We start from the raw sequence: 12300 nt of genomic DNA, 5'->3' as shown, positions 1-12300 counted from the left end.
CTTCCCGACGACGATGTTCACGGTGCTGTTCGCGCTCGCCCGCACGGTCGGCTGGATCGCCCATTGGAGCGAGATGGTCGAGGACCCGCAGCAGCGCATCGGCCGCCCGCGCCAGCTCTATACTGGCCCGCGCAAGCGCGACTACCTGCGCCTCGACGCCCGGAAGGGATAGGAACGAAAAGGGCGACCGCACCCGCGTGCGGTCGCCCCCGATCTTTTACCGCCGATGCCGCCTTATCCGTGCGGCTCGCCCGCCTTGTGGGTGCGCACGATGCCGTTCAGGATGTGGCTCCTGGCCGCGACGAAGGCCTTCATCGGATCGCGCTCCTTGAGCGCGTCATAGATCGCCCGGTGCTCCCTGTTGGAGACGGCGAGGACCGTGGGGCTCGAAAGCGCGCGATAGCGCTGGATGTGGAGCTCGCGCACGAAGCTCTGGTAGATCGCCTCCAGCCGGTTGTTGCCGGCCATGTGGGCGAGCTGTCCGTGGAACTCCAGATTGATCGGGTAGTAGATATGGACGTCCCCGGTCTCGACGACCGCGTCCATCCGGCGAAGCAGGTCCTCCAGCACGGCGAGCTGCTCGTCGGTGATGCGCTCGGCCAGGAGCATGACCATGCAGGCGAAGACGCCCGCCCGCGCCTGCGAGAGATCCAGCGCCTCCTCGTTGCTCAGCGCCTTGATGAAGAAGCCCCGGTTGGGGACGATCTCGATCAGGCCCATGGCGGCGAGAGCGCTGCAGGCCTCGCGGATCGGGCCGCGGCTCACGCCGAGGCGCTGGGAGAGCCCGTTCTCGTTCACGCGCTCGTTCGGCTTCAGCTCGCCGTCGATGATCATGCGTTCGATTTCCGCCTGAACGACATTGCTCAACGAGCGCGTGCGAAGGAAATCGATCGCGGCAAGGCTCTGGGGGCGCTCTGGCACTTTCGACATGTCGGGTCACTTCCGTTCGCATTGGGGTCTTGCGGCGGCGCCGGAGCGCCGCCGTTCCGAGGATTGCCATACCAGCAGACGCTGTTTTTTGCCATACGTCCGTCCCATCGTCATCCTCTGGCGTTCATCTGGGAACCGCCGAGGACCGGCACCCTGTTGGCAATGTAGACGACCGCGAAGGAAGCAACCAGAAGCAATATGCCGAGCACGCAGATGGCGCCGAGGTCGCCGCTCTCGTTGAGGTCGTAGATGATCACCGAGACGAGCTTGGTGTTCGCCGTCGTGAGCAGGATCGTCGCCGACAGCTCGCGGATGGTTCCGACGAAGACGAAGCACCAGGCCGCGACGACGCTGGTGCGCAGCAGCGGCGCGGTGATGTCCCACAGCGTGCGCAGGCGCGACGCGCCCATGATCCGGCCCGCCTCCTCCAGCTCGGGATGGACGCCGGCGAAGGAGGACGACATCTGCTGGTACCCGGCCGGAAGCTCGATCGTCATGAAGGCGATTAGCAGGATCCAGAGCGTGCCGTAGAGCTGGAACGTCGGGTTGGCGTAGCTGAGGAACAGGCCGACGCCGAGCACGATGCCCGGGATGGCGACCGGCGCCGTCGCCAGCACGCCGAGATAGCCGGCACCGGCAATCGAGCGGCGGGTGACCAGGTAGGCCGTGACCAGCGCGATGGCCGTGACGATCGTCGCCGTCAGGATGCCGAGCAGGAAGGTGTTGCGCAGCGCAAGCTGCGTCGCGGAGAATTCGAACAGCACGAACCTCCAGTGCCGGAGCGTCAGCGTTTCCCAGGTGATCGGATCGCCGGCGGTGTTGGTGAACGCGGTCTTGAGGATCGCGCCGTAGGGCAGGAAGATCGTCAGCGACAGGACCGTCAGCACGAAGGCCATGGCGGCCCATTTCCAGTTACCGAGCGTGTTGATGCGCGGCGTGCCGCTCTTTCCGCCGAGTACGGTGTAGCCCTTGCGGCCGAGGATCGCCTTCTGCGCGCGCAGCAGCATGACCGTGATGACGAGCAGCGGGATGGCGGCGGCGGCGGCGAGCCCGAGGCGCGGCGGGAACTGGAACAGGCTCCAGATCTTGGTGGTGATGACGTGGAACCCGGCCGGCAGCGCGATGATCGCCGGCGAGCCGAACATGGTCAGCGACTGCAGGATGGCAATCAGCGTCCCGGCGAGCATCGCCGGCAGCACGAGCGGGAACGTCACCTTGCGCAGCGTGGTCATGGCGCCGCCCCCGAGGATGGCGGACGCGTCTTCGAGGTCCGAGGGAACCTTGTCCAGCGCGTTCGCGACCAGCGTGAAGACGTAGGGGAAGGTGAAGCAGGCGATCGCGAACACCAGGCCGGTGAACGTGTAGATGTTCACGAGCACGGTCGAGGAATCCAGGCCGAAGAGGGAGCGGAAGGCCACGTTGACGATGCCGCTGTTCGGCGCGGCGAGGATCTCGTAGGCGATGGCGCCGAGAAAGGGCGGCGTCACGAACGAGGCCGTGATCAGCATCCGGAAGAAGCGCCGGCCCGGCAGGTCCGTCCGTGCGACCAGCCATGCCATCGGCGTGGCGACGAGGCACGACAGCACGCCCACGGCAAAGGCCATGCCGATGGCGATCGCATAGGCGCGCACGAGGGTCGGGTCCGTGACGAGGGCCGCGAAGTTCGCGAGCGTGAAGCCGCCGCCGCCGTCGCTGGTGAAGCTGTACCAGATGATCCAGAACAGCGGCAGGATGACCAGCACGCTCAGCAGCAGGCCGAGAATGAGGAAGATCGGAACGGACAGGTCGACGCTTGCGCGCCGACCCTCAACTACGGTTGCACTCATATCCTATCCTCGCTCAGGTCCCGAAATACTGCTCGTAGTGCGTCTTGATCTCCTGGATCAGCGGCTCGAGCTTCACGGGATCGGAATGCAGAAGCTTGATCTTCGACATCGGCGTGCGCTCGGCCTTCTCCACAACCTCGGGATGGAACGAGCGGAGACCGCCGAAATCGCTGTTGAGCTGCTGGGCGTCCAGCGAGAAGAGGAAGGAATAGAAGAGCTTCGCGGCGTTCGGATTCGGCGCCTTGGACAGGATGCCGGCGTTGCCGACGGCAAGCGGCGTGCCTTCCTCCGGATAGACGATCCGGATCGGGACGCCCTCTTCCTGCAGGCGGAAGATGTTGTACTCGTTCCCGTCGACCTCCAGCGGGCGCTCGCCCTGCGCCAGCTTCTTCGGCGGCTCCGTCGACGACTGGACCTGCATGACGTCCTGCTGGCCGAGCTTCTCGAAATAGTCCCAGCCGAGCAGCTCGCTCAGCACGTAGGTCGCCGTCATCACCGTGCCGCTGTAGCCGGGATGCGCCTTCACCATCTTGCCCTTGTACTTGGGATCGAGAAGGTCGGTCCAGGTCTTCGGCGCATCGGCCTCGCTCAGAAGGTCCGTCCGGTAGGCCAGCACCGAGAGATGCGCGCGATAGGCGGCGAAATAGCCGTCGGGATCGCGCTCGTCGGCCGGCCACTTGTCCGCGACCTCCTGCGGCACCGCCGCCTGCAGCCAGCCCTGCCGCTTGAAATACTCGAAATGCACGGCGTCGGAGGTCTCGATCACGTCCGCATTGTTGATGCCGGACGAGATTTCCTGGCCGATCCTCTGGAAGACGCGTTCCGACCCCGCGCGCTCGACCTGGACGTCGATGCCGGGATAGGTCTTCTCGAAGAGCTCGGCGAGCTTCTCGGCGACCGCCACGTCCGTGGCCGTGTAGAAGACCACCTTGCCTTCCGCCTTCGCCGCCTCCTCGAGCTCGGGCGTCACATTGTAGGGCGCAGGGGCTTCCGCCCTCGCGATCGTTGCCGTCGCCATGCCGGCGACGAGCGCTGCCGTAACAAACACCTTATTCCACATGCGTAGTTCCTCCCTTCCACAAGTTGAATTCCGGATGAGCCTTACCGGGCCAGCGCCCGGCAGTCGTTGGGCGGGAAATGGAGCCAGGCCTCGGAGCCGACGGGCAGACGCACGTCGACCGGGGACAGGGCACGCACCGTTTCGCCGCCCGGTATGGAAACCAGATAATCCCGGTGGGAACCGAGATAGATCTGTCGTACGACGCGCCCCGAGACGGTATTCGTCTCCCAGCGCCTGTTCTCGCTGATCTCGATGTCGTGGTGGCGCACGGAGACGATCGCCCTGCCGGAGGGCGCGAGCGTGCCGCTGCCGCAGTTGAGGATGAAGTCGCCGTCGCAATGCACCGTGTCGTCCGAAATCCGCTTGCCGCTCAGGATGTTCGTGCCGCCGATGAAGCGGGCGACGAACTCCGATTCGGGCCGCGCATAGATATCCTCCGGCGAGCCGGCCTGCTCGATGCGGCCGTCGTTCATCACCACGATGACGTCCGCGGTCGTCATCGCCTCGGACTGGTCGTGCGTGACATAGACGGTCGTATAGCGGAACTCGTCGTGCAGCCGGCGGATCTCGAAGCGCATCTCCTCGCGCAGGTTGGCGTCGAGGTTCGACAGCGGCTCGTCGAGGAGCAGGATCTCCGGCTTCACGACCAGTGCGCGCGCAAGCGACACGCGCTGCTGCTGGCCGCCCGAGAGCTCTCCGGGATAGCGTCCTTCCAGCGGAAGGAGCTGTGTCACCGTCAGGATCTCCCGCACCCGCTTGTTGATCTGCTCGGACGACATCTTGCGCAGCTTCAGCCCGTAGGCCACGTTCTGGAAGACCGTCATGTGCGGCCAGAGGGCGTAGCTCTGGAAGATCATCGACATGTTGCGCCCTTCGGGCGGCACCGTGCCGGCCGCCGAGGAGACGACCTGCCCGCCGACGCGGATCTCGCCGCCGCTCGCCGCGACGAAGCCCGCAATGAGCCTGAGGGTGGTCGTCTTTCCGCATCCCGAAGGCCCGAGCAGGCAGACGAGCTGGCCCTTCTCGACGGACAGATCGACTCCTTTCACGACAGTCACCGCCCCGTAGCTCTTCACGAGACCTGCCAATTCCAAAAACGACATCACTCCTCCCTGCAGCATCCGTTTGTTGAGACTACGCTATGGGTCGTCCTGAAAATTGTCAACAGATTACTGTCGACAAAAATATCCGTCACGACATGAAGGCGCCGCCATTGACGTGAAGCGTCTGGCCGGTCACGTAGCGCATGCGCGGGCCGGCCAGGTTTATGACGGCTCCGGCGACGTCGTCAGCCGTGCCGAGGTGCCCGAGCACGTTCGTGACCGACGCATGGTGCGCCGGCGCCTCGCCCGCGCGGGCGGTCTCGATGAGGCCGGGCGCGACGCAATTGACCGTGACCCCCGCCCCGCCCAGCTCGTGGGCCAGCGCCTTCGTCAGCCCCGTCAGCCCGGCCTTCGCCGTCACCACGTGGATCCTGTCCTTCGCTCCCGTATGCGCCGTCAGGCCGCCGATCGCGATGAAGGCTCCCCGGTCGCTTTCCGCCAGGGCGCTCGCCGACGCCTTTGCCAGGAGAAACACGCTGTCGAGCGCGATTGCCATCACATTGCGCCAATCTTCGTACGAAATCTCCTGCAGGGCGGCATGCGGCCGCACCGCGGCATTCGCGACGACCGTGTCCAACCGGCCGAATCGCTCGAGGGTTCCCTGCAACAGGCGCGCCGGAACGGCGGGATCCGCAAGGTCGCCGAGAATCGCCTCCGCCTCGCCGCCGGCTAGGCGCACCGCCGAGGCGACTTCTTCCGCCGCTGCCCGATCCTTCAGTGCGTGCACCATGACGGAGGCGCCGAGCGCGCCCAGACCAAGCGCGATCGACCGCCCGATATTGCGGGACGCGCCCGTCACCAGTGCCACGCGCCCCTTGAAGTCTTCCGCCTGCATAGCGCCTTTTCCCCTGCTTTTCCGATCGACCCAAAGAAATCGTATTGATTGTAGACTGTCAACAATTTATCGTCATCTCGCATACGAACCTGGCAATCGGGACGCCGCGCCTGCTCTGCCTTTTTGCTTCGACTTCTGCCACGCATCCAAAAAGGCAAAATAGAAAACTGTTGACAATCTACAGATAACTTTGCAGTTATCCAGCCGTAACGCCAGCCTTGGAGAGAATTTTATGAATCAGACCACCAAACTCGACGTCGAGCTGACCCGGTACGTAGCCGATTTCATCGTCAATGCGCGGCCGGAAGACCTGCCTGCCGAGGTGGTGGAAATCGGCAAGAAGTCCATCCTCGACGGTTTCGGCCTTGCCGTGTCGGGCTCGGTGGCCAAGAGCGGCGAGCTTGTGCGCCAGCATCTGGGCGACCTCGACCTCGCCGAGGGTGTCGCGACCGTGATCGGCGGCGGCCGCAAGGTGGCGCCGCGCTTCGCCGCCTTCGCGAACGGCGTCGGCATCCACGCGGACGACTATGACGACACCCAGCTCGCCGTGGCGAAGGACCGCGTCTACGGCCTCCTGACGCATCCCACCGCGCCCGCCCTTCCCGCAGCCTTCGCAGTCTCGGAGCTCGTCAAGGCAAACGGCCTCGATTTCATGCTCGCCTATCATCTCGGCATCGAGGTGGAGTGCAAGATCGCCGAGGCGATCAATCCCCGCCACTACCAGACGGGCTTCCACGCCACCGCGACCTGCGGCACCTTCGCCGCCGCGGCGGCCGCCGCCAAGCTCCTCGGCTTCGACCGGGAGACGACCGAGCGCGCGCTTTCGATCGCCGGCAGCCAGTCGGCGGGCCTGCGCGAGAACTTCGGCACGATGACGAAGCCCTTCCACGCCGGCCGGGCCTCGGAGAGCGGCGTCGCCGCCGCGCAGTTCGCCTCCTACGGCTGGACCGCGACCTCGCGGATCCTGGAAGCGCCGCGCGGCTTCTTCAGCGCGGCCGGCGGCGGCTACGACGTCAACGCGATCTACGAGAAGCTCGGTGCACCCTGGACCTTCGCCGATCCGGGCGTCTCCATCAAGCCGCATCCGTCGGGCTCGCTCACCCATCCCGGCATGACGGAGATGCTGCGGCTGATCGCCGAGCACGACATCAAGGCCGAGGACGTCCGGCGCGTGCGTGTCGGCACCAACTCCAACATGCCGAACGCCCTCATCCATCACCGGCCGAAGGACGAGCTGCAGGCGAAGTTCTCCATGGAATTCTGCATGGCGATCCTGCTGCTCGAACGCCGCGCCGGCCTCAGCGAGTTCACCGACGAGGTCGTGGTGCGCCCCGATGTCCAGGCCATGATCGAGAAGATCGACTTCGTCGTCGACGCCGATGCCGAAGCCGCCGGCTACCACCTGATGACCACCATCATCGACATCGAGCTTGCCGACGGCCGCAAGATCTCCGGCCGCGCCGACTTCGGCAAGGGCTCGCCGGCCTTCCCGATGAGCTACGACGAGGTGGCCGGCAAGTTCCGCGAGAACGTCGCGTTCGCCGGCATGGCCGCCGACCGCGCCGACGAGATCGTGGAACTGGTCCGCAAGGTCGAGGGCCTGCCGTCGCTCGACCGGCTTTCCGGGCTGCTGATCTCCGTCGCCTGACCAGCCTCCCCTGATGACCGATGCCGAGCGAAGGACCCGGAACATGACGGCGAACCGTTCCTTTCGAATGTCCGCCACGCTCGGCATCGGCGCCGCCGGCGCCCTTCTCGCGAAGCTCGCCGGCATGCCGCTGCCCTTCCTCCTCGGGCCGCTGATCCTGTCGGCGGCGGCCGGCCTCGCCGGCCTGCCGCTGCAGGTCGTTCCCTTCGGGCGGGAGGCCGCGCAGGTCGTCATCGGCCTGTCGATCGGCCTGCGCTTCCTGCCGGAGGTGGCGATCGCCACGGGGGCTCTCCTTCCCCTGATGGTCGCCGCGACCTTCCTGACGATCTCCGCGACGATGCTGGCCGCCTTCCTGCTTGCGCGGATCGGCGGCATCGACCGCCGGACGGCCTTCTTCGCGACATCGGCGGCGGGGCTCGCGGAAATGGCGGTCGTCGCGCACAGGAAGCGCGCGGATGCCGACATCGTCTCGGTCGTCCATCTCATCCGCGTGACCAGCATCGTGATGATCGCGCCGCTGCTTGCGGCCTATGCCGGAACGGAAGGCCACGTGCCGGATGTCCGGTCGGCGCTCGGAGACCATCTCCTCGTGGTCCTCCTCCTGCTCCTTGCCGCCGGTCTCGCAGCCTGGCTGCTGCGCTCGCTCCGCGTGCCCAATCTCTGGCTGCTCGTCCCGGCCGCCGTCGGCGGGCTTGCGGCGGGCACCGGCCTCGTCGCGGAAAGGCTTCCCGGCCCGCTGCTGATCGCCGCGCAGGTCGTGATCGGCGTGTGGATCGGCTGCCGCTTCCGCCGCGAGGTCATGTCGCGCATGCCGCGGGTGACGGTCTCCGCCTTCGCCACCACGGCGCTGCTCCTCGCCTTCGCCTGCCTGGTCGCGCTTGCGCTCGCGGCGGTCGCCGGCCTTCCCTTCAACACCGCGCTGCTCGCGGTCGCGCCCGCCGGCGTCACCGAGATGTCGCTGACGGCCGCCGCCCTGCACCTCGACGCCGCGACGGTCACCGCCTTCCAGATGATGCGCATCGCGACCGTGATGATCATGCTGCCCCTGACCTACCGGCTGTTCGAGTGGTGCTCGGACCGCCTGGACGCCAAAGACACCTAACCCCGGACATCGAGAAGAGAGACTGACGATGGAAGCACCTGTAACGCGAGAACTGGCAGAATGGACGGTGGGCTTGACCGGGAGCGACATTCCCGAAACGGTCCGCGCCGAGGGCGTGCGGACCTTCGTCAACTGGCTCGGCTGCGCGGTCGGGGGAAGCAGCCACGAGACCGTCGACCGGGCACTCGCGGCCGTCCGGCCCTTCTCCGGCGAGAAGCGCGCCCAGATCATCGCCCGCGACGTCCGGCTCGACGAGCTGCACGCGGCGCTCGTCAACGGCATCTCGTCCCACGTGCTCGACTATGACGACACCCACCTGAAGACGATCATCCATCCGGCCGGCCCGGTCGCCTCCGCAATCCTTGCCGTGGCCGAAAGCCGCAACGTCAGCGGGGCGGACTTCCTGACGGCGCTCGTCACCGGCGTCGAGGTCGAATGCCGGATCGGCAACAGCGTCTACCCGGACCACTACGACCGCGGCTGGCACATCACCGGGACGGCCGGCGTCTTCGGCGCGGCCGCCGCGACCGGCAGGCTGCTCGGCCTCGACGCCCGGCAGATGACCTGGGCCTACGGCATCGCCGCCACCCAGTCCTCGGGCTTCCGCGAGATGTTCGGCACCATGTGCAAGAGCTTCCATCCGGGCCGCGCTGCGCAGAACGGCGCGATGGCGGCGTTCCTCGCCGCCGCCGGCTTCGACAGCTCCGAGCGCGCCATCGAAGCCCCGCGCGGCTTCGCCAACGTCATGTCGACCAAGCAGGACTACACCGAGATCCTCGGCGGCCTCGGCAAGACCTGGGAGGCCGCGCTCAACAGCTACAAGCCCTTCGCCTGCGGCATCGTCATCCATCCGACCATCGACGGCTGCCAGCAGCTGCGCGAGAAGCTCGGCGACAGGGTGCGTTCCATCCGCTCGGTAGCGCTGCGCACCCATCCGCTGGTGCTGGAGCTGACCGGCAAGCGCACGCCCTCGACCGGTCTCGAGGGCAAGTTCAGCGTCTATCACGCCGCCGCGACGGCCCTGCTGCGCGGCGACGGCTCGCCGACCGCATTCACCGACGAGATCGTGCGCGACGGCGAGATCATCGCGCTGCGCGACAAGGTGACGGCCGAGGCGGACGGCACGGTGCACGAAGACGCCGTCCACATCCGCGTCACCTTCGAGGACGGTTCCACGACCGATCTGCATGTCGAGCACGCCATCGGCAGCCTGTCGCGGCCGCTGTCCGACACCGAGATCTCGCGCAAATTCAGCCGGCAGTCGGAGCCCGTCCTCGGCGAGAGCCCGACGGCGGCGCTCCTGGAGGCCGCCTGGGCACTCGAAAGCCTAGACGACGTCTCCGCACTCGCCCGCCTGAGCGCCGCTTCGAACTGACACAAGGGAAAGATCATCATGAAGGCTCACCTCACCCTCGGCGTGCTCAACGGAGACGACATCGGCCACGAGATCGTGCCGGCGACGGTCGCGGTCGTCGCCGCGGCGGCGGAGAAGACCGGCCTCGTCATCGACTGGAAGCCGATGCCGATCGGCCGCACGGCGCTGGACAGCCATGGCTCGACCTTCCCCGAGGGGACGATCGAGGCGCTGATGGGCATGGACGGCTTCGTCCTCGGCCCGATCGGCCATCAGGCCTATCCGAAGGTTCCGGGCGCCATCAACCCGCACCCGATCCTGCGCAAGCGCTTCAACCTGTTCGCGAACGTCCGCCCGACCCGCTCCTATCCCGGGCTCGGCGCGGTCCGCGACGACATCGACCTCGTCATCGTGCGGGAGAACAACGAGGGCTTCCAGCCGGACCGCAACGTCGCCGCCGGCTCGGGCGAGTTCCGCCCGACCGAGGACACGACGATCTCCGTGCGCGTCATCACGCGCGCCGGCTCGGCCCGCGTCGCCCGCGCGGCCTTCGAGATCGCCCGCCAGCGCAAGAAGAAGCTCACCGTCGTGCACAAGAACACGGTCTTCAAGCTCGGATGCGGCATGTTCGTCGAGGAATGCCTCAAGGTCGCGCAGGACTTCCCCGACGTGGCGGTCAACGAGGTCATCGTCGACACGATGGCCATGCGGCTCATCCGCGACCCGCAGAACTTCGACGTGATCGTCACCACCAACATGTTCGGCGACATCCTGACGGACGAGGCGGCCGGCCTCGTCGGAGGGCTCGGCATGGCGCCGGGCCTGTGCATCGGCGAGGGCGCGATCGCCATGGCCCAGGCGACGCACGGCTCCGCGCCGGACATCGCCGGCCGCGACATCGCCAACCCCTTCGCCATGATCGAATCCGGCCGGATGATGGTGGAGTGGCTGGGGCACAACCGGAACATTCCCGAAGCCGTGGAAGCGGCACGCGTGATGGAGCGTGCGATCACGGCGGCACTTGCCGACCCGCAGTCGCGAACCGGCGACATCAGGGGCACGGCAAGCACCAGCGGCATGACGAAAGCGATCGTCGCCAATATCGCGAATGCCTGATCTGCGCACGGTTCCGGGCGGAGCCCGATCCGCTTGGAGCTCGCAGCCTGTAACGAAGCACCCGCTCTCCTAGAACCGCCCTCGCCGAGAGAGAGAAGAACCGGCAAGCGCGGCGTCATTGACCGCGACAGGGCCCGCAGCTTTCGCCGACGACCAGCGAGGGCTGGAAGACGACGTTGCGGGGATCTATCCGCACGCCGCGATTGATGCGGTCGACCAGCAGCCGAAGCGCCTCGTTGGTCATGTCGACCACGGGATGTTCGGTGCGGGTCAGCCGCGGGCGAAGGGCGCCGATGCCGGGGATCGTGTCGGTCGAGGCGATCGATATGTCGTCCGGGCACTTGAGCCCGAGATCGGCGAGCGCCCGCATGACGCCGAGCGCCATCACCCCGTTCGCCACGTAGAGCGCGGTCGGCGGATCCGGCTGGAGGAGCAGGTCGCGCGCGACCGAATAGGCAGTGTCCTCGCGGAACTCGCCGGGGCGGATGTGCTGCGGCGACGGCTCCAGCCCGCGCGCGCGCATGGCCTGCAGCATACCGTCGAGCCGTTCCCGCCCGGTCGACAGATGCTGGGGGCCGCAGATCGTGCCGATCCGGGTATGGCCGAGATCCATCAGGTAGTTGGTGACCTGGCGCGCCGCCGAGACATTGTCGATGGTGATCGTGTCGGTCGGCTGCCCCTCCACCGTCCGGCCGAACAGCACGGTCGGAATCGGCTCGCCCTCGCTGTCGCGCTGCGGGATGGTCGAGGCGACGTCGACCGGCACGAGGATGATGCCGTCGCAGGACAGCATGCGGATGCGGGCGAGGATGCGCCGTTCGTTCTCCGGCTTCTCGTCGCTGTTGAAGAGGACCAGCGAGTAGCCCCAGGCGGCCACCGCCGCCTCCGCCGCCCAGACGAGCCGGGCGAAGAACGGATTGGCGAGGTCGGCGACGACGAGCGCGATCAGCTGGCTGCGGCCATGCTTCAGGCTGCGGGCGGCAAGCGACGGCGTGTAGTTGAGCTCGCTGATCGCCGCCAGCACGCGGGAGCGCAGCTCCGGGCTGACATAGGCGGAATCGTTGATGACCGCCGAGACCGTCGCCGTCGACACCTGCGCGCGGTTCGCCACATCCCGGATCGTCGCCATTCATACTCCAGCTAATCGTTTCGCCATGAAAATAGCGGCAGAAAGCCTGAAATGTCTAGAGAGATCACAGAAATTACTTGCGATATCCGCCGAAATCGAGAACTCTAGCAAAACGGTTAGTTCTGTTCACTGAGAGTGCAGCGGATCGCAACTGGGAGGAGAAACGTCATGAAGCTTATTTCACTAGGCCTTTTGGC

General features: G+C 66.7%; 11 protein-coding genes. 5 read left to right on the top strand and 6 right to left on the bottom strand.

Translation table 11 applies throughout. The annotated features are described in order from the left end of the window. Window positions 1-172 (top strand): citrate/2-methylcitrate synthase (locus NNZ72_RS18745; protein ID WP_306766373.1); only part of this gene is annotated, 172 nt, incomplete at its 5' end. Between the two features lie 62 nt (window positions 173-234). On the opposite strand, the gene NNZ72_RS18740 is transcribed toward NNZ72_RS18745, so the two are convergent. From NNZ72_RS18740 to NNZ72_RS18720, 5 genes are all read right to left on the bottom strand, one after another. Then, the gene (locus NNZ72_RS18740; protein ID WP_257317043.1) at window positions 235-930 is read right to left on the bottom strand and encodes an FCD domain-containing protein; all 696 of its coding nucleotides are present in this window, start codon (window positions 928-930) and stop codon (window positions 235-237) included. Window positions 931-1040: 110 nt separating this feature from the next. Then, a complete protein-coding gene (locus tag NNZ72_RS18735; protein ID WP_257317042.1) occupies window positions 1041-2756 on the bottom strand; it encodes an ABC transporter permease in 1716 nt (571 codons plus the stop codon). Window positions 2757-2769: 13 nt separating this feature from the next. Further along, window positions 2770-3816: an extracellular solute-binding protein gene (locus NNZ72_RS18730; protein ID WP_257317040.1), complete on the bottom strand. Its 1047-nt coding sequence runs from the start codon at window positions 3814-3816 to the stop codon at window positions 2770-2772. A 41-nt stretch (window positions 3817-3857) separates the two neighbouring features. Continuing rightward, window positions 3858-4865 (bottom strand): ABC transporter ATP-binding protein, encoded by a 1008-nt coding sequence (locus tag NNZ72_RS18725; RefSeq protein WP_257317039.1) that lies wholly within the window; start codon window positions 4863-4865, stop codon window positions 3858-3860. 142 nt (window positions 4866-5007) lie between these two features. Further along, window positions 5008-5754 (bottom strand): SDR family NAD(P)-dependent oxidoreductase, encoded by a 747-nt coding sequence (locus NNZ72_RS18720; protein WP_257317038.1) that lies wholly within the window; start codon window positions 5752-5754, stop codon window positions 5008-5010. A 232-nt stretch (window positions 5755-5986) separates the two neighbouring features. Here NNZ72_RS18720 and NNZ72_RS18715 point away from each other — a divergent pair, with 232 nt between their 5' ends. Genes NNZ72_RS18715 through NNZ72_RS18700 form a run of 4 tightly spaced genes read left to right on the top strand, consistent with a single transcriptional unit; the run spans window position 5987 to window position 10974 of the window. Then, window positions 5987-7402, top strand: a complete 1416-nt coding sequence (locus NNZ72_RS18715) for an MmgE/PrpD family protein (RefSeq protein WP_257317037.1) — start codon at window positions 5987-5989, stop codon at window positions 7400-7402. Window positions 7403-7415: 13 nt separating this feature from the next. Beyond that, window positions 7416-8504: an AbrB family transcriptional regulator gene (locus NNZ72_RS18710; RefSeq protein WP_306766364.1), complete on the top strand. Its 1089-nt coding sequence runs from the start codon at window positions 7416-7418 to the stop codon at window positions 8502-8504. A 28-nt stretch (window positions 8505-8532) separates the two neighbouring features. Then, the gene (locus NNZ72_RS18705) at window positions 8533-9879 is read left to right on the top strand and encodes an MmgE/PrpD family protein (RefSeq protein WP_257317034.1); all 1347 of its coding nucleotides are present in this window, start codon (window positions 8533-8535) and stop codon (window positions 9877-9879) included. An 18-nt stretch (window positions 9880-9897) separates the two neighbouring features. Beyond that, window positions 9898-10974: an isocitrate/isopropylmalate dehydrogenase family protein gene (locus NNZ72_RS18700; RefSeq protein WP_257317033.1), complete on the top strand. Its 1077-nt coding sequence runs from the start codon at window positions 9898-9900 to the stop codon at window positions 10972-10974. A 115-nt stretch (window positions 10975-11089) separates the two neighbouring features. Here the strand turns inward: NNZ72_RS18700 and NNZ72_RS18695 are convergent, their stop codons facing one another. Further along, window positions 11090-12103, bottom strand: coding sequence for a LacI family DNA-binding transcriptional regulator (locus tag NNZ72_RS18695; protein ID WP_257317032.1), 1014 nt, complete (start codon window positions 12101-12103; stop codon window positions 11090-11092). Window positions 12104-12300 lie beyond the last annotated feature (197 nt).

Origin of the sequence: Shinella pollutisoli (genome assembly GCF_024609765.1) — a bacterium.
In the GTDB taxonomy this organism is placed as follows: Bacteria; Pseudomonadota; Alphaproteobacteria; order Rhizobiales; family Rhizobiaceae; genus Shinella; species Shinella pollutisoli.
The sequence above is the reverse complement of the archived record's forward strand: the minus strand, read 5'-3'. Positions and strand labels throughout refer to the sequence as shown.